The organism is Clostridium sp. CS1-1, assembly GCF_056135525.1.
In genome coordinates this window covers 1,895,483-1,914,363 of sequence record NZ_CM148680.1, presented here as the reverse complement: position 1 = coordinate 1,914,363, position 18,881 = coordinate 1,895,483, and the positions used below count along the sequence as shown (strand labels likewise).

Here is an 18,881-nt window from a genome sequence, read left to right as displayed (position 1 = left end):
GGATATATTATGAAGAAGTTAAAAAATTGGCCTCTAGCTCTTCAGATATGGATGATATTCACATCAGTAATCGTGATTGTATTCGTACTGTTATCCATATATTTTTCTATAACTATAAGAAGATTTTTTACTGATGAAATATATAAAACTATCGAAGTAGCCCAAGAAAATACAATCCAAAAATCTACTGGTGGGACTAATTCAAAAGAAGAAATAAACACAGGTACAATGAATAATGATATTAGAGAAGTTAAGCATATAAAATTAAACTATTATAATGATGATGCAAACTTAGTGAAGCTAGAAAAGCTCATACCAAACGAAACAGCAGCAAAACCCTTCCTAAAGAAGTTAAAAAATCAGGTAGAAAATCAGACTAGTACAACTGAAAGATATGTTCAAAAACTAAGTACTGGAAGAATACTATATGTAATCAAATTAAATGGAAATAATAAAAAGGGGAATTTCGCTATCTCATATATGTGGGATACCTATAGAAATTCGCTAGCCGCGAATTTGATGAAAAGAGTATTTTCTATAATGATAATTGCTTTAATTATAAGTCTTATAGCAGCAAAATACTTGGCTCAAAGACTTGTGGTTCCCTTAAGAGAACTAGAAAGCAGGGTGAAAAAGATAGGAAAGAAGCAGTGGGATGAAAGTATTAACATAGATAGGAATGATGAAATAGGAGAACTCTCAAACTCCATTGAGGAGATGAGAAAAGAACTGGTTAAGCAGGATGAATATGAACAGGCAATGCTCCAGCAGGCATCTCATGATTTAAAGACTCCTCTTATGGTAATTAGAAGTTATGTTAAGGCCGTAGAAGATGGAATTTATCCAAAGGGAGATTTGGAAAGTACTATGAAGGTAATAGATTCCGAAGCCCTAAGAATGCAGAAAAGAATTAAAAACTTGCTTTATTTGACCAAAATCAAATACATCTCCAAGCATCAAAGTGAATTTAAGGAAATTTATATAAAGAATTTAGTTGAAGAACTTGTTGACAATTTCATGTACAACGAGAAAAATATTAAATTCGATCTTGATATTGATGATATAGAAGTGCACGGAGACGAAGAACAATGGACTATAGTTTTCGAAAATATAATAGACAACGAATTAAGGTACGCGAAAAGTTTTATCAAGATAAAAATATATGAAGACATCTCGGAACAATATATTACTATATATAATGATGGTGAAAAAATTCCTGATGATAAGGTCAATAACATTTTTGGCGTTTTTAAAAAGGATGAAGGAGGTAACTTTGGGCTTGGGCTAGATATTGTAAGTAGAATAGTACGCATGTACAACGGAAGTATAAAAGCCAAAAATGAGGATGTAGGTGTGTCTTTTATAATTACTTTGAAAAAACATTAGTTATAAAGATTAGATTGTAATGCTTATGAAAAATAGTGCATTACAATCTATTTTTTATTATTTTACAGCTTTTGCTGCTGTAACAATTGCATTAAGATAACCATTAGTGTCTACCAACGTAGCACCACTTACTGCATCAACATTTGGATCTTTGCTATTTGCTTTAACTGCTTCTTCTAATTCTGACACTGTTTTTCCTGTTGCAAATGCTTGAATGGCATCTAAGGACTTATCAACAGGTGTTGTTGCCTTCGCTTCTTCTTTCATATGCTGACTGTAATAAACTGCATTTGCTCTCTTGGATGCTAATACCTTTCCTTCTGCAAAATTCTTGCCAAAATCTGCATTAGAATTTGGTACTCCTTTTGCTACATCTGTGCCCATAACTTGGTAATCATCCAAGAAAGCACTAATAATTTTATCGCCTGCCATTGCAACTGATGCCACTGTAAAGCACTTTGTTCCATGAGCCGCATATTCAACTTTTCCAACTTTTATAGAATCTACTGCTGCAGTATCTACTTCAACTGGACTACTTGTACTCGCAGCCTTTCCTGCCGCAGCAACTGCAGCAATATAGCCATTTGTGTCTACTAATGTAGCACCACTTACTGCATCAACATTTGGATCTTTGCTATTTGTCTTTGATATTTCCTCTAACTCTGCTATTGTTTTTCCTTTTACAAAGGCTTGAATAGCATCTAATGACTTATCAACAGGTGTTGTTGCCTTCGCTTCTTCTTTCATATGTTCACTGTAATAGACTGCATTTGCTCTCTTAGATGCTAGCACCTTTCCTTCTGGGAAATTTTTTCCGAAATCTGCATCAGAATTTGGTACTCCTTTTGCTACATCTTTACCCATAACTTGATAATCATCTAAATAGGCACTGATAACTTTATCACCTGCCATTGCTACTACTGCAACAGTAAAGCATTTTGTTCCATGTGCAGCAAATTCAGCTTTTCCAATTTTTATAGTAGTTTTTTCTGATTTTACAACATCAGGTGTCGTAGGTTTCGCTGGTGTAGCCGATGTGACAGCAACTGAATTTAACTTGGCAAGAGTATTTGGCCCAACCACTCCATCAACAACAAGGCCATTTTTGCTTTGATAACTCTTAACTGCTTCTAGAGTCAAATTACCGAAGATACCATCGACAGTTAGATTGCACCCGTTATTATTAAGCATTGTTTGTAATGATTTAACATCACTTCCGCTTGAACCTATTACAAGTATAGTTGCACTTGATGTAGTAGTTACTGGATTTAATTTTGCAAGAGTTTGTGGTCCAGCTATTCCATCAGCTGTAAGACCATTTTTACTTTGGTAATCCTTTACAGCATTTAGAGTCAACTCTCCAAAGATACCATCAGCATTAAGTTTGTATCCATTATTATTAAGTAGTGTTTGTAAAGACTTAACTTCACTACCACTTGAACCAAGTTTAAGTAATCCAGTTCCTGATGTTGATACTCTATATGAAGTATATGACTTGGATGTATTTGATGTCTTAGGCGTAGCTTGTACAGGTGCAGCTGGTGCTGGCGCTTCTGCTGTAGCTGCTGAAACAACATCTATGCCAACTGGTGTTACCCTTACGCTACTCTCCACTGCTAAAAGTGAACATGTTACTACTACTGTACAAACTATTGATTTTAGCCTTTTATTCAATGTAATCCCCCCTGTTTATATTTAGATTGAGTTAATAATATTTCTGTGAATTAAAAGTATTTTCTGTCTAGTTTAATAAATATCACTTTTAATTGTTAGTTACTAAACTATCAATAAATTATTACAATTCACAAAACATTCACAATTTTATTATATCAATATATTTTTGATATGTACAACCCTTATTTGGAACATTTGTCTGAATAGTAAAAATTTGTTTTTATTATATATTTATTCATATTCATTAATTCTATTACAATTATTAGATGGTTCTTTATATAAACTCCATTTAAATATGCCTTTTTAAATATACATAACTTACCGATAAGCAGAGAAAACATGATGCAATATTCAAAAAATAATGTATAACAAAGAAGAAGAGCCTTATCTAAGACTCTTCTCTAATTCATACTTGTGTTTAAACCATCCTACTATATTCTCAACCCCACCTGTATCCCACTGATTTTTGAGAATAAAGCTTCTTATGACATTATCAGTTACACTTATATCTACAGCAATTAACCCTTTATCTTCTCCAACTATAACCGTTCCATCCTCTTTAGGATCATTTTTCGACTTAAAGATCATAGCTTTAGTATTAAAGTTACTTTCAATTGATTTTATATCATCACATTCAACAAAATTGCTTATTTTGTGTTTTATACGATTTAATATTTTTTCAAAATCATCTGGACTAAAATTACTCATACAAGATAAACTCCTTCCATATAATCTTTTAAGAGTTTATGTATTATTAATAACTTTATTCCTTATTATTTATATGTGTATAATATAAATCCTCCTTCCAGGTATGGTACTTTTACGCTATCGCTATTCATTTACAACATTTTTATTTATTTCCATAGTTAATTCATTTATTTTGTTATAATCTGGATTATCCGGCAAAGAAGTATGTTCGCTTGCATATTTAAGATCTCTTTCATATTTATCTGCCATCTCAAAAATTTCATCATAGGTATACCTACCATTCCTTATGTCTAAAAGCAAATCTCTATCCTGATCTCTATAAGTATTTATTCCTTTACCTTGTAATATTTCTGTACCCATTTTTAACAACCTTATCAAATGCATAGAGTGCTTTAATAAGTGTAGAGTATCCCTTTTATTATTTCTATGATTTAATTTATCATAATCATTCAATATCTGAGCCATTTCCGAATACATATTTTTCAAATCTCTTAGTGGATAATGATTAAAATTGATATCTATGAATATTTCATTTTCAAATCCTTCTTTATCTGATCTATCAATATATAGTTTCAACATGTCTTTTGTAATATTTTTATATCTATCGATGAAAGTCATCATCTGTCTATCAATACTTCCTAAAATATGCTTTTCTTTTTCTGGCTGAGGATAATTATCATGTGCTAAAGCATTCTGAAGCCTGCGAAGCTGCTGGGTAGCATATCCCCCAAAAGAAGAATATGCCCGTTTTGATAAAAATAACTCTGTGTTATCTCTTAACATTTTCCCTTCTTTTGAACAAATAAATAGATGCTCTTCCTTTGTCCCCAACAACTCTATAGTATTCGGATTAGCATTAACAAGTAAATTAACTATCTGTTTTAGAGGGTATATAGTTACGTCTAATTCTCTATTTTCAATTGGTTTATCATAGCAATTCATAGTTAACAATTCTTCTTTACTATTTAAATAGACCCCTCTTAAATCGAAATCACTTATGTGTTCCTCTGTATCAACGTTCGTCCCATAAGCATAACTTCCACCAGTTGTTAGCAATATTAAACTTTTGTTTAACCTTTTATCTTCTCTTAGAAAATCGTATTCCTTACTATTTATTTTCTTTTTCATTTCTTCAGCATTCATTTGATCACATCCTTCACATAATAAAATAAACCTGGAAACTATTCAAGTTTTATTTTATGCATGTATTTATACCTTAATCCTCTTTTTCCTCAATTAGCATCGTCCACATATCAATTGAAACGAAGCCTAGCTTATGATAAACTCTCCCCGCTTTCTGATTATCGTAAAATAAGCATAAGCTTTTACCTTCTGCTAGAACATCCTTACATAACCTTGATAAGCATTGACTCATTAGTCCTTTGTCTCTGTGGTCTTTTTTAGTCGCTACCCCTACTACCATAGCTGATTTTGAGTTCTCTGCAGTAGTTTGTGCAACAGTGCACACATCCCCATCTTTATTTGCAATGAAATATATTCTACCTGCTTTAGTAGTAATAATTCTTCTTATTCTCTCAACAGAATTAGTATCTGTATCTTTAAATTCTTCAATCTTCTCCAGCAAATCGCAAATCCTTTCTGCATCACGCTCATTAGCCACTTGAATTAAATCAGTAAAATTCATCAAGCTACTTCCATTAGATAGCTCACAGAAATAAGTAGATCTTACCTTTGGATTTCTTAGTACATCTTTAAATTTCGATACAATACTTCCTTTACCTGATATCATTTTTCTTGTAGTGTCTGCCATAATGATACCCTTAAATCCTGAGATATCAAAGTCTTGATTTTTAAAATATGGGATATAATTCTCGTTGAATCTCAATAATACAGCTTCTAGTCCATTGCCTTCATTAAAGCTTCCCCATACTTCTTGAAATTCTTCATCGAAGCCAAAGCACTCAATGTCTCCGATAATAAATAGATTTATGGAAGGCTCCTCACTTAAAAAGTCTAAGACTATTTCTCTATCTTGCTCTTTTAATTTCCTAATCATTTTATCCCCCCATGATTACAATTTAAATTTTAAACTGTAATTTTTTATTAAATTATAATATAGTTTTAAGGTGTTAGCCTGCTTCTATCCCTTGGGAATAAAGTTGTTTCTCTTACATTGCTTATACCTAAAAGCAAAGCCAAAAGTCTCTCAAGCCCTATTTCCAGCCCTCCATGTGGTGGCACTCCATATTTAAATACATTTACATAGCTAGCAAAATTCTCATAATTTAAATTTTTATATTTAAAGCTATCAACTAGCATATCATATTCATGTATTCTTTGACCTCCTGAAGTTATTTCTGTCCCTCTGAATATAAGGTCAAAGGATTTTGTACCCATTTCACCTTTAGACATTGTATACATAGGTCTTTTATCCTTACTATAATTTGTAACAAAGATGAATTCAGAATTAAACTTTTCCTTTGCATATTTACTTATAAGTTTTTCTGCCTCAGGGTCTAAGTCATTATCATTTACTATTTTATTAAAATTCTCTTTTAATATTTTTACTACATCTTCAAATTGTACTCTTGGTATAGAAACTGATATTTTAGGAATTTCAGCATCTAGTAATCTAAAGTATTTTACAGCTTTCTCTTCTAACTTATTAAATATATGCTTCAACAACTCTTCTTCTATGTCCATAATATTATTCTCATCTTCAATAAACGCCATTTCAAGATCCATGCTGGTAAATTGGTTTAGGTGTCTTGCAGTATCGTGGTCTTCTGCTCTGAAAAAGTTTCCTATTTCAAATACCCTTTCATATCCCGCTACAACCATCATTTGTTTGTAAAACTGCGGACTTTGTGCAAGATACGCATCTCTTCCGAAGTAATCTAATTTAAAGAGAGATGTTCCTCCTTCGGCTCCCTCTGCAACAATCTTTGGGCTAAATATTTCTATAAAACCCTCATTCGATAAGAATTCTCTAAATCCTTCAACTATAAGATGTTGAATTTTGAATATAGCATTCTTTTTTTCATTTCTAAGGCTTAAAACTCTGTTGTTAAGCATTGTCTCAAGAGAGACATTTAACTCATCAGTATTTATCTCAATTGGTAAATCTTCATTTACTTTGCTTAATATCTTAATACTTTCTACTGCTAGTTCAAAGTTACTCAATGAGTTTTTTCCGTCTTTAACTAAACCTTTTATTTCTACTACGCTTTCGCATTTTAATCCTAATATATTATTATCTTTATTATCTACTACACATTGTACCAATCCGCTTCTATCTCTTAAAATTATAAAAGTAATGCTCTTAAGTTTTCTTACTCTATGAACCCATCCCTTTACTATAACATTACTATTTAATTTTCCTTCTAGCTCATTGATTAGTGTTCTTTTCATGTAAATCACTCCTTTTTAATAGTTGTTAAATTGTAATAACTTCATTAGAATTGAAGATAAACAAAAAAACCTTCGCTCCATTTAGGAGCGAAGGTAATACCCGCTGTGCCATCCTACTTTATCTTGTTTTATACTATTAAGCAGCTCACAAAGTGAAACTTAAACATCTGATAAATAAATATCGTTTAATTCTTAGTTGAGCGAATTTAAAAATATAGCACCACTTTCGCACAGCACAAGAATATTAATAAAACACCTTTAACAAAAGTAAAAAAGCCTCACTCCTGGTGTAGGAGTGAGGCTATACTCACGGTGCCATCCTGCTTAATCTTAGCAAAACAAAGATATCTCTAAACCTTTTAACGGTGGTAACCGATTTATTCTACTTAATTTCAAATAAACTTCTCCGAGATGTCATTCATCAATAAATTTCCAATGAGGCTCGCACCAATCCTCACTCGCTTTGTGTACTTAATTATTAACTACTCTTCTCTTCATAGAATTTTCTTTTTATTTACTAAATACTCTACTATATTATATGCAATATGTCAATAATTATATAGCTCTCTAATTCTACTTAATAATCTAAAATGCACAAACTTAGAGAAAATATTACATACTATCATTCAATAGGACTATATGTATATAATCTTCCCATTCTTCTAAAAATCCTCTATTTATAACATAATAGTCTAACACCAAACCTTCTTAGGTCTGGTCTAGCACTTTTAGATGAAGCCTGACCGTTTCATAAGTTCTTTGCATTTAGCTTTCACCTCAAACTTTTAAGTACTTATACAGTTAATTCTGACTTAAATATTACAACTGCTTCTCCAATTATTTTCACCTCTACAGGTTTACTATTTTCAACTTTAACTTCGACTTCTATTACTCCTGGTCTTTTTATCGCTTCCCCTTGCTTAGCTTTAAATTTGAAGGTATTACCATTGTATTTTGCTAAGTTATGATGAACTAAATACGCACCTAATGGTCCATTAGCATTACCCGTTACTGGGTCCTCATTAATACCTATAGCTGGTGCAAACATTCTCCCTTTTACTAGAATTTCTTCCTCATCAGAATCAAATGTAAAAATGTAATATCCATTACAGAGTATACCTTCACTTAATTTAGAAAGTGCATTATAATCTGGGTTTAGGTTATTTAAAAGTTCTCTACTATTGATACCTACCATAACCTTTGAATGGCCCGTTGACACTATTTGTATCGGACAATTAAGTAACAAATCTTCTTCTGATATATTGAGAGCATCTAATAGAATTCTTTTATTTTCACCGGAGATATAATCACCAAATTCAACTTTACCCTGTGTCATAATAATTTTAAAATCTTTTTTGTCTTTTATGATATCAACAGGAAGTATTCCTGCTCCTGTTTTTTGTATAACTCTTGAACTTCCTAGGTTTCCTTCAATAGCTCTAACATAATGGGCAGCTATTGTAGCATGTCCGCAAATTGGAACTTCCTTTCTTGGGGTAAAATAACGCAAGTAAACATCATAATCCTTATTGTCTGAAACAAAAATAAAAGCAGTCTCTGAATTGTTAAGCTCTCTTGCTATTTTCTGCATTTCCTCCTCATTTAACCCATCAGCATTGGTTATTACACTAGCAGGATTTCCTGAAAACCTTTCTTTTGTAAATGAATCAACTTGATATAAGTTATATGTTTTAGGCATAACATTTCCCCTCCTGTATTTAAAACTGTAACAATGTGGTCTTATTTGCACATGTTGTATATAACTTATTATAGATTAATTATATACATGTGCAAGTATGCACTTTTTACACCTTTACTAACCAAATTGATAGTAAAGGTGTAAAAATTTGAAGTTATCTATAGAAAGTTTTTTAAACTAATTCTTTTAATTTGCTTATATCTTCATTACATAGAACTGGTATGTTTTCTGTAATCTTTTCAATCTCCCAATTCCACCATTTGATTTTAAGTAATAATTCTATTATATCATTATTAAATCTTTTTTTAATAACTTTTGCTGGGTTTCCTCCTACTATTGAGTAGGGCGGAACATCCTTAGTAACTACTGACTTCGTTGCTATTATTGCCCCGTCACCTATTTTAACACCGGGCATAATTGTTGAATCCATTCCAATCCAGACATCATTACCAATCACAGTATCACCTTTAAAAGGTAAGTCTTTAAGCTCAGGCATTCCTGCTTCCCAACCTGAACCAAAAATACCAAATGGATAAGTTGTAAATGCCTTCATTTTATGATTAGCTCCATTCATAATAAACTTTACGCCACTTGCAATGGCACAAAATTTTCCTATGATTAATTTATCTCCTATGAAGTCATAATGATATAATACGTTTTTTTCAAAATCCTCTGGGTTATTAAAAGCGTCATAATAGGTGTAGTCCCCTACTATGATATTTTGACTTTTAACAACATTTTTAATAAAACAAAGACTTTTCGCTCTTTCTATTGGGTATAATTCATCTGGAGAAGGTCCATTTTTCTTATTTATATTCGTCATAATTATCATCCTTTCAATACTCTATAATTTTAGATAAAACAAAAAACCTTTCCTCAATACTAAGTTAAGGAAAGGTTATGATATCATCACATAAATATTCCGAGCACAGAAAGTATCAATTTATCGCATAATTTGCTTAAAATTAATCTAATAAGTGCATAAAAATATAAGGTAATCTACAAATCACATAATCCTATCCATAACTCTAAGTAGTTTATAGCAAACTTTAATAAGATATCCTTTTATCAAAAGATATTTTAAAGCTTTTGCAATTCTATTTAAAGAAAGTAATAATCGGATAAGATTAAATGCTCATTCTAAGTAATCACCCCATAAATTTGAATTTCTTTTTAATGTTATATTAAAAATTCATTTATGTCAATAATAAAAAGGAATATACTCAGGGCAAACGCATGAATATTTTTTTCTCCTAACCCCCCCGAAAGGGGATTAAAAATGCTACAATGGCTCATTATATGGCAGGAAAATATTTAATGATGGGAGCCCTGATATTTTTTATTTGAGTAAAAACAAAATTTTTCAGGGACCTTATTAGCTCCGCTAGGATTTTTTGTATAGAAAACAAAGTAGTCCTTTTTCAGGATATGCCCAGTAATTGGTATACAATACATCTTTTGTTTTACTATATAAAGTTTTTGATAAGTACCTGCTCAAGGTAATCATTATCTATAGAAGAAGCGAATCTTTTAGATTTCAAGCTATACTTTGGCTCTGTAGTGTCTTCTCTTAAAATATTTAGAGACATTCGTTTTAGTAGCGCTAAATTTTGAGGGCCATTATCTTTTCTTACTCTACGAGTATCTTCTTTAAATACAACATCAAGAAACCAATGTGTGCTTTCTATTCCCCAATGCTTTCTCACAGCATTTCCAAACTCCTCTATTGAGTCCTTTAAAGAGGAAATAAAGTATTTTTTTTAACTGTTTTTTTATCTTTTACTACACACTCACGTATAGCTATTCCAATACTTTTTAATCCTTTCCAGTCATCTTTCATGGAAAGCCAATCTACATTTTCAACTAAAAAATACTTTCTTGTTTCAATACGTCCGTGATCTTTATCTGTAGTCGTACAGGATTTCACTTTTAACCCTTCAAAGTTCGTCTTTTCAGCATCTTCAAAAAAATCTACCACATCGTTATACAAATTAGGTTGATTTCCTTTAAGTGCAAGGACATAATCAGCTTTTTTATCTCTGATCTTTTCAGCTATTTTAGTTTGTGTTCCCATAGCATCAATAGTCACAATACAATTCTTTACAAATATCAAATCTAATAATTCTGGAATTGCTGTTATCTCGTTACTTTTTTCATCTGTTTTCACCTGTCCAAGTACCATTCCATTTTCACTTGCCCAAGCACTTACAATATGGATTGGAGATTTTTTATCATCTGTATCAAAGGCTCCACACATAGTCTTACCATCTATTGCAACTATTGAACGGTCTGATAACGCAGCTATTTCTCTAACCCAGTGGATAAAACACTTTTCAAACTGTTTTGAATCTATCCATCTGAAAGCTCTTTCAAATGTATCATGTGAAGGAATTCCGTTGGGAAGCTCAAGAAATTTCCTAAACCATTCTTCTCTTTTTCTTGCAAATATCTCAATATCTTTCCAATCACTTGCATTAGCAATTGTTGCTACAACAGATATAAATAGAATGCCTATAAGTTTATGTCTAACTTTTGTTTGTTGCCTTATATCTTTAATAATTCCAAAATAATTAATAAATAATGAGTCCTTATTATCCATTAGCAAACCCTCTTTTCTTGAATTTGAATTTGTATATAAACTTGAGTATACACTGTTTAATACAAATTCAAAAAACAAAGAATGTATTTGCCTCCTATTTTGGGGACAATTATTCTGTTTTTTTCTATTCCTCTAAATGCGATAGCATAGCCGGTAGGCTGCAAAAGAGTATAGAATAAATTTATTAGAAATGTATATTTTTGATTTATACTGAGTCAAACAAAAGCCGATAGAATAGGATATGATTTTAACTCTATTTTTTGTGGAAAATTCTATATAAATTTAAAACAAATATCTTAAAACATTAATACACTTAACTTTAGAAGCCCAGCGGCTAAAAGATTTTAAGGCACATGTCTATAAATTAAATATGCTGCTAATCTTTCTTTATTGATTATACAGCATATTTTTAATAAAAAGTGGATATTCACATTTTGTTAACTCATGCGTTTGTCCTGATGTGATGTAGTCCTAGAATACATATGTTGATTTGCCATACAGATAAAAATTTATATATTAAATCAATATTTATATATAAATACACCACTTTACAAGTAATTTAAAAATACCAAAAAATACAACGTACCAAATACCTCTTTAATATCAATACTAATCTTGAACGAAACCAACATTGATAGGAAGTATCTGGTACTATGATTAGTATTGACAAAAAATCAATAATTAAAACAACTGAAAATTACTTAAGTAAATATCGCCCCTGCTTTTATAAGCGTAGCTTTCATATATTTGTTTTGCTTATTACAGCTATACTCTCTATTCAAGAGGTTCATTCAGTAAAATTTTTATATGCCAATTTTATCAGCAAGTATTGGAAGAAATCTCTTAACAGTTTCTACTATTTTTTATCCTACACCAAATTCTCGGTAGAGAGTTTAATGCTATCAACAGTAAAGGTAGCTTTAACATTTATTCCAGAAGAATTAAGATCGGCTATAACTATATTTCTAATTACAGACAATACTCTTCAAGCTAAATTTGGAAATAAGTTTGATTGCTATGGTAAACTTTTTGACCATACAAAACATAATGGTACCTCATTCTTAAACGGTCACTGTTTTGTATCTCTTGTCATAAGTATTCCTATACTTTTCTCTGGAAAAATTAAGTATCTTACTTTACCCGTAGGGTATAAGCTTTATGACAAGAATGAAACTAAGCTTAAAATTGCAAGCAAAATGATAAAAAATATAATGCCACCGCTTACTGATTACCAGGTTATAGTTTTATGCGATAGTTGATATACTAAAAAGCCTTTTCTTAATATGTTGAAAAACTATAGTAATCTACATATCATAGTGGCAGTCCGTTCTGATACAGTCCTATATGATTTATGTCCAGAACCTACAGGTAAAAGAGGTCGCCCAAGAAAAAGAGGTATAAAATTAAACTATAAAGATTTTGACTATCACAAAGAGGGAGATTATTTTATTGCAACAAGAAAAGTCTTACCAAACTTGCTTGATAATCCTATTTTAGTGGCAGTAACAACTACTGATACTAATAAATTTTTATCTGTCAGAATATATATTTGTTCAATAGAACCATCAGAAATCTATGCTTTTAAGAATTACACTGTAGATGATTGTGCAGCTGATAAAGAAAAACCAAATTTTATTACATTTTTCGCTTATAAGTTTAGATGGAACATTGAGGTGTTTTTCTATCAACATAAATTCTTTTGGTCATTTGGTAACTATATGGTAAGAAATAAAGAAGCACTAGAAAACTATACTAACTTACTGGCTATCGCCTACAGCTTTGTAGTCATGTTGCCTTTTATACATAAATCTTTCTCTAAATATAAATTTCAGAGTCCTCAAGAAATTAAAAATGCTATCTCTTACCAAATATTAAAAGAATTAATATTAAGCACTTTCGTGCAAAAGACACAAAATAGCGAAATTCATCAAGATACTTTAGAAGCAATTAATTCCTTCATTTCTTTAGATGAAGTTAGTCGATTTTCCTGTAAAATGGTGTATATAAATATTGATTTAATATATAATAATTTATATAAATATATATTTTAAAATAAAATTTTATGTGATCGGAGCAGATTCTATTGGTTCAATTAAATAAAGAATTAGAAAGATTTATACCAACTGCTAACTTAATAGCCGAGACCTTTGGCAAGAACTATGAGGTTATAATTCATGATCTATCAGCTCCTCAAAACTGAGTAGTTTATGTAGTTAATAACCATGTAATAGGAAGAGAGATTGGCCAATCATTTGACCATTTAGTTAAACATATTTTGTTATCAAAAGAGTTTCATGGAGATTATACTGCAAACTATAAGTTTATTACTGAAAAAGGTAAAGAGATAAAATCCTCTACTGCTCTTATTCGAAATTCTAAAGGAAAAGTTATCGGCGCTCTATGCGTAAATTATGATTTAGAAACCATGAAGAATATGAAGGATTTTTCAGATGATTTTATGAATATTAAGCAGGAAAAAATTCAAGAAGATGTAGAGCCCTTTGATAATGTAATGGAAATAGTGGATGATTTAATAGATAAAATTATTGGTACCAGTGATATTGATAATTTAAAAAGAAAAGATAAAATAGATTCAACAAAATTTATGGACAAAAAAGGAATATTTCTTATTAAAGGAGCAATTAAAAAAGTAGCCGAGAAACTAAATATATCTAAGGTAACTGTTTATAGTTATTTACATGAGATTAAAAAAATTGAGGGGGAATCTTAGTGAACTATATATCTACAAACAATGCCTTAAAACCTGCTGGTCATTATACTGAGGCAATCCTACATAATGATTTAGTGTTTATTTCAGTTTAGTTGTTCCTACAAGAGACTTACATTTTGAATTTAAAGTTGAAACAGAAGTTATTGCAGCAGTTTCTAAATACTAGTTAAGTAAAGTCCTAAGTAAAATTTTCAATTAATGGAGGATGAGTATATGTCGATTAATTACGTTTGTACTGAATGTGGAAAAAAACATGATCCTAAACACTTGTTTTTAGGTGTCATTGCGGTGGCATGTTAGGCCTTGAAAAATTTGATCTTAGATTTACGAAAGAAGATATTTTTAATACTGAATGAAGCCTGTTTAGATACCTAAAGGCACTTCCCTTCGATGAAAACTTTACCTTATGGAAAGACATTTCAATGGGTGAAGGGTTAACTTCTCTTTGATAATCCGAACTTGTTAGTAAAAATGGACTATATGGTGCCTACATTATCCTTTAAAGATTGAGGAGCTGCAGTACTTATCGCAAAGGCTAAAGAACTTGGAGTCAAAAAAGTTATACAAGATATCAGTGGAAATGCAGGTAACTCGATAGCAGCCTATGCAAATGGAGCAGGTATTGAATGTGACATATATGTTCATGAAGATACATCAACTAAAAAATTAAGATAATTTCTTCTCATGGAGCGAAAATTCCTGTTATTCAGGGTACTAGAGAGGATACTGCAAAGGCTGCTTTAGAGGCTGTTCAAAGAGGAGATGGTTTTTATGCTAGACATGTATACAACCCATTCTTCTACCAGGGCACAAAAACCCATGCCTATGAAATCTATGAGCAGTTAAATGGCGAAGTACCAGAAGCATTGGTAATTCCCGTAGGAAACGGCACTTTAGTTTTAGGTTGTTATTACGGATTTAAAGAGTTATTTGAACTCAAACTTATTGATAGAATGCCAAGAATCCTTGCTGTTCAAGCTCAAGGTTGTTCTCCTATATACACTACTTTCAAAGAAGAAAAGAATTCAGTTAAAGAAACGACTAATTTAGGAACTTTAGCTGAAGGAATTGCTATTGCAGCTCCAATGAGAGGCAAACAAATACTTGAGGCAATAAGAGATACAGACGGCGAAATCATTATCGCTCCAGAAGATAAGATAATTGAAACAAGAAAGTATCTATCTTAAAAAGGATTTTATGTAGAGCCAACTACGGATGCAACTTTTGCTGGTTTCTTCGATTACATTAAGGAAAATAATCTTAGTTTCGAGAGAAAAGTTATAATACCTCTATGTGGAGCTGGACTAAAAGCTGATTAGAACCTTATCCTTATTTTATAAATCCTAGTCAAATACTCGCTCTGCTACCACTATGACACTTTCGCTCCATAAATCAACTATTGTGATACTAGAGACTTAGAATTAGGCACGACTTATTCTATGGCATGACTTTTCATTTTATTGATCTTCTTCTTTGGCTTTGTGCAGGATACTACTCAGCCCCTATGGATATTTTTCGTGATGTTTTTGTACTCATAACTGAGAATATCCAAAGGAGCTGAATAATATTCTATTATTTTTAGTGTTCAAGCTAATCATAGAATCCTATTCTATAAGTCTCAAAGTGCTTACAATTACTTACTTCATTATATTGACATTCGGTAATGTTGTAGAAATTCTAGGATGGATTATATTTAATCTAATAATGAAATAATTGTTGTTACAATAATACAAGGATTGTCCACATAAACACCGTGACCTGAATAATCTGCCAAAATGTAGTGACTATTTAGTGATAAATTTAATTGATTTTTAATCAAATGCTACCAAACATCTTCTACCTTTGTTGCTTGCTGTTCGGGCATTCCTTGATTGATCATCTGAATAGAATGCTCTGGATCACGGCCAATAACAACCAATGAAATATTTGATAATTCACCATACTCTTTCATTCTTTCGGCGCACTTAGGCATCTCATCAAGTTCGTCTGCCAATGCTTGATACATGATAGGATTCATCCTAAATTTAAGAATCCGTTCATTTGATTCATCTGAGTACTTTAGTTGCTTATGAAAATGAAGATTTATACCCTGACAAATCTCTGTTTTCATATTGTTGTTATGTACAACTTATTAACTCGGAAAATTTATTCGACTTCGTGCTATATTTCAGATTTATTAAATAAACTGACAATCAGTTTACTACCATCATTAACCGTTATTCTCAACATTAAACTTTCACAATCATTTCTTTTATCAATTCGAAATCTCCCATGCCATTTACAAAAAGTTTTCCGTTTCTATCAACTCTTAGCTCCAACTTATTTTTTATTCTAGACAATTCCATTTCAATTTCCTTATATCTATCAGTTAAAAAATGATATCTTTGATTAGATAAACCTACCCAAGGACGGCTTAAATTAAACTGCTCCTTTATAAAAGGACCATCAATAAGTAAGTCAGTAACGTTAATCAAATTTCTTATTTTCTGATCTTCCTCTTCTAGATCTTCCGAGGCATAATACAATAACTCATATTGCTATTAGAAATAAGAATTAAGCACATAATATAATCAATATTTTAAATTATAAAAACTTTAAATATAACGGAATGAAGATTAACTATGGATGTTATAGAAGCAATTAAATTAAGAAGATCAATAGGCAAAGTAAAAGAACAAGATGTTCCTAAGGAGCTTATAGAAAAAATAATTTGAACAGGAACCTGGGCTCCAAATAGATATCTTACAGAACCTTGGAGATTTTTTGTAATAAGTGGTGATGGATGATTTCGGATTAAAGGAAAAGGATGAAGTACTTGCATTTATATATTTGGATTATGCTGATATTGAAAAAATCCAACCCCAAGAAAACCTGTTAATGAATTAATTAGATGGATTTCTAAATAGCTTTCTATTTATATAGTTAGCAAAAATAGAGTGTAATATTCTGTGTTCCTTAGGATATTAATTTTTTATTATATCTACATTGAAGTTTGCACAGATTATTTTACACTCTTAAACTTATAGAAATCAAAGAACTTTTCTCTTTTTTAGCTAAAAATTTTTTACTTAATCTTTAATCTTAAATTTATTAATCCCCTCCTGTAGTTTGCCTGAAAGCTCCTGCAATTGTTCCATATGTCTTGTTACATCTTCCATTGTAATATTTATCTGCTGTGCTGAAGCTGAAACTTCCTCAGTTGCTGAGGCTGTCTCTTCTGATATAGATGATATATTTTCTATCTGAGCAACAACTTTTTCCTTTTGAGTATCAATTTTAAAAGAATCATTTTTCACTTCTTTAGTCTTTTCTACTAAAAGATTCACTGACTCTATTATTTCGTCAAAAATCTCTTGAGTTTCTCTTACTACCTGATCTTGACCACTGACAGCTAGTTCTGTTTCTTGCATTGCTTTTACAGCCGTATATGATTTAGCTTGTATATTTTCTATAATCTTCTTAATATCCTCTGCTGAGTTTCTAGATTGTTCAGCAAGTTTCCTTATCTCATCTGCACCAATGGTTCCTACCTGAATAGCCGAAGTTCTCGTTTTATTAGATTTTTCACCTAATATCTCAATTAACTCTAATCCTTTTCCTCCAAGTTTCTGAGTATCCTTAGATATTAAATCCATTTCCCCTGCAGATACTGTTATCTTATGTATACCTTGAGATAAATCATTGGTTTCTTCTGCTCCCTGTTGAGCGCTTTGGGCGGTTTCTGAAGCTCCTTCAGCTATCTCATTTATAGCATGAGATACTTGTTCAATAGAAGCGGATGTTTCCTCTGATGCACTTGCTAAATTTACTGAAGCCTTCATAACAGTATTAGCCGAAGTTTCAACCTCCTGCATAAGCCTCGACATATTATCCATCATCTTACTAAAATTAACACCAAGAATTCCAAACTCATCCTTAGATTTAATGTTAACTCTTGTAGTCAAATCTCCTTCTGCTGCACTATTAAAGGCTGCATCAAGCTTTTTAACATTTTTAGCTATTCCTTTGCTTATAAGTATAGCAACAACAGTAACTATGTTCTGTATTATTTTAAGGAATCTTAGAAAAGAACTAGTATCATTTTTTATTTCACTTTCATCCATAGCTGCAATTAGTTTCCAACCTGTTTTTTCGTTTGTAATAAAGCTTGCATATTTATTAGATCCTTGATATATATACTTTTCTATACCACTATTATTTGATTTCACTGCATTCCAAAAACTTTGCTTAGTTGCCACGCCTGTTCCTATATTTTCATTTTTTGGGTGAGCCAGCATTACTCCATGTTTATCAGTAATATATACATATCCGCTATTACCGATTTTTATTTTGCTCATATTTTTTTTGATAGCACTTCTAAATTTACGTTTTCTGACACAACTCCTACTATTTTCCGTTATACTCTACAGTTTTAGAAATAGAAACCACAGTCTTTTGAGTTCTAGAATCTCTAAAAGGTTCTGAGACAGTAATTTTTCCTCTATTTTCTATAGCATTTTTATACCATGGTCTTTCTTTATGATTAAAGTCCTTTGGCATTTCACCTTGAGGATATATTATAAATTTTCCATCCTCGGTACCAAAATAGGTGCTAAATATATCCTCATTACTTTCTTTAACATCTTTTAAGAGAGACTCTGCAAAACCTATTCTCTCTGCTACAACTTGTGCTTCCACGAGATTTATATTGTTTGATAGCATTGTAATCTGAG

The 18,881-nt window shown here is 31.2% G+C and carries 15 protein-coding genes, 3 pseudogenes and 1 other annotated feature; of the genes and pseudogenes, 5 read left to right on the top strand and 13 right to left on the bottom strand.

Translation table 11 applies throughout. The annotated features are described in order from the left end of the window. Window positions 1–9: 9 nt before the first annotated feature. Complete coding sequence (locus AC0N0V_RS08910) at window positions 10–1,386, top strand: sensor histidine kinase (RefSeq protein WP_474463613.1); 1,377 nt, start codon at window positions 10–12, stop codon at window positions 1,384–1,386. Between the two features lie 57 nt (window positions 1,387–1,443). Here AC0N0V_RS08910 and AC0N0V_RS08905 read toward each other — a convergent pair whose 3' ends face one another. The 9 genes from AC0N0V_RS08905 to AC0N0V_RS08865 form a co-directional block, all read right to left on the bottom strand. Continuing rightward, the gene (locus AC0N0V_RS08905; RefSeq protein WP_474463612.1) at window positions 1,444–3,060 is read right to left on the bottom strand and encodes a peptidoglycan-binding domain-containing protein; all 1,617 of its coding nucleotides are present in this window, start codon (window positions 3,058–3,060) and stop codon (window positions 1,444–1,446) included. A 384-nt stretch (window positions 3,061–3,444) separates the two neighbouring features. After that, the gene (locus AC0N0V_RS08900; protein WP_474463610.1) at window positions 3,445–3,768 is read right to left on the bottom strand and encodes a hypothetical protein; all 324 of its coding nucleotides are present in this window, start codon (window positions 3,766–3,768) and stop codon (window positions 3,445–3,447) included. Between the two features lie 123 nt (window positions 3,769–3,891). Beyond that, a complete protein-coding gene (locus tag AC0N0V_RS08895) occupies window positions 3,892–4,911 on the bottom strand; it encodes a DNA polymerase beta superfamily protein (protein ID WP_474463609.1) in 1,020 nt (339 codons plus the stop codon). 73 nt (window positions 4,912–4,984) lie between these two features. After that, window positions 4,985–5,785: a GNAT family N-acetyltransferase gene (locus AC0N0V_RS08890; RefSeq protein ID WP_474463608.1), complete on the bottom strand. Its 801-nt coding sequence runs from the start codon at window positions 5,783–5,785 to the stop codon at window positions 4,985–4,987. Window positions 5,786–5,850: 65 nt separating this feature from the next. Next, window positions 5,851–7,140 carry an aspartate--tRNA(Asn) ligase gene (aspS, locus tag AC0N0V_RS08885; RefSeq protein ID WP_474463607.1) on the bottom strand — a complete coding sequence of 430 codons (1,290 nt, stop codon included), beginning with the start codon at window positions 7,138–7,140 and terminating at the stop codon, window positions 5,851–5,853. Window positions 7,141–7,428: 288 nt separating this feature from the next. Next, window positions 7,429–7,647 (bottom strand) — a binding site (T-box leader). 286 nt (window positions 7,648–7,933) lie between these two features. Continuing rightward, complete coding sequence (locus AC0N0V_RS08880; protein WP_474463606.1) at window positions 7,934–8,839, bottom strand: PhzF family isomerase; 906 nt, start codon at window positions 8,837–8,839, stop codon at window positions 7,934–7,936. A 172-nt stretch (window positions 8,840–9,011) separates the two neighbouring features. After that, on the bottom strand, window positions 9,012–9,662 hold the full coding sequence (locus AC0N0V_RS08875) for a Vat family streptogramin A O-acetyltransferase (protein WP_474463605.1): 651 nt from the start codon (window positions 9,660–9,662) through the stop codon (window positions 9,012–9,014). 643 nt (window positions 9,663–10,305) lie between these two features. Then, window positions 10,306–10,545 carry a transposase gene (locus tag AC0N0V_RS08870; RefSeq protein ID WP_474463604.1) on the bottom strand — a complete coding sequence of 80 codons (240 nt, stop codon included), beginning with the start codon at window positions 10,543–10,545 and terminating at the stop codon, window positions 10,306–10,308. Window positions 10,546–10,574: 29 nt separating this feature from the next. Beyond that, window positions 10,575–11,438 carry an ISAs1 family transposase gene (locus AC0N0V_RS08865; protein ID WP_474463602.1) on the bottom strand — a complete coding sequence of 288 codons (864 nt, stop codon included), beginning with the start codon at window positions 11,436–11,438 and terminating at the stop codon, window positions 10,575–10,577. Between the two features lie 653 nt (window positions 11,439–12,091). Between AC0N0V_RS08865 and AC0N0V_RS08860 the strand changes: the two are divergent. From AC0N0V_RS08860 to AC0N0V_RS08845, 4 genes and pseudogenes are all read left to right on the top strand, one after another. Next, a pseudogene (locus tag AC0N0V_RS08860) lies at window positions 12,092–13,417 on the top strand (IS701 family transposase); the annotation flags it as partial. Between the two features lie 104 nt (window positions 13,418–13,521). Further along, window positions 13,522–13,869 (top strand): annotated as a pseudogene (locus tag AC0N0V_RS08855) (PAS domain-containing protein); the annotation flags it as partial. Then, window positions 13,864–14,169 (top strand): helix-turn-helix domain-containing protein, encoded by a 306-nt coding sequence (locus tag AC0N0V_RS08850; protein WP_474464492.1) that lies wholly within the window; start codon window positions 13,864–13,866, stop codon window positions 14,167–14,169. The pseudogene AC0N0V_RS08855 and the gene AC0N0V_RS08850, both read left to right, overlap by 6 nt. A 525-nt stretch (window positions 14,170–14,694) precedes the next feature. Then, a pseudogene (locus AC0N0V_RS08845) lies at window positions 14,695–15,356 on the top strand (pyridoxal-phosphate dependent enzyme). A gap of 635 nt (window positions 15,357–15,991) precedes the next feature. Here the strand turns inward: AC0N0V_RS08845 and AC0N0V_RS08840 are convergent. The 4 genes from AC0N0V_RS08840 to AC0N0V_RS08825 all read right to left on the bottom strand — a co-directional run bounded on the left by AC0N0V_RS08840 (window position 15,992) and on the right by AC0N0V_RS08825 (window position 18,870). Beyond that, complete coding sequence (locus tag AC0N0V_RS08840; RefSeq protein WP_474463600.1) at window positions 15,992–16,279, bottom strand: hypothetical protein; 288 nt, start codon at window positions 16,277–16,279, stop codon at window positions 15,992–15,994. Window positions 16,280–16,397: 118 nt separating this feature from the next. After that, a complete protein-coding gene (locus AC0N0V_RS08835) occupies window positions 16,398–16,694 on the bottom strand; it encodes a 4Fe-4S cluster-binding domain-containing protein (RefSeq protein ID WP_474463598.1) in 297 nt (98 codons plus the stop codon). Between the two features lie 543 nt (window positions 16,695–17,237). Next, complete coding sequence (locus AC0N0V_RS08830) at window positions 17,238–18,569, bottom strand: methyl-accepting chemotaxis protein (protein WP_474464491.1); 1,332 nt, start codon at window positions 18,567–18,569, stop codon at window positions 17,238–17,240. Continuing rightward, entirely contained in the window at window positions 18,556–18,870 is a 315-nt protein-coding gene (locus tag AC0N0V_RS08825; RefSeq protein ID WP_474463596.1) for a cache domain-containing protein, read from the bottom strand. The genes AC0N0V_RS08830 and AC0N0V_RS08825 overlap by 14 nt, the downstream gene beginning before the upstream one ends. Window positions 18,871–18,881 lie beyond the last annotated feature (11 nt).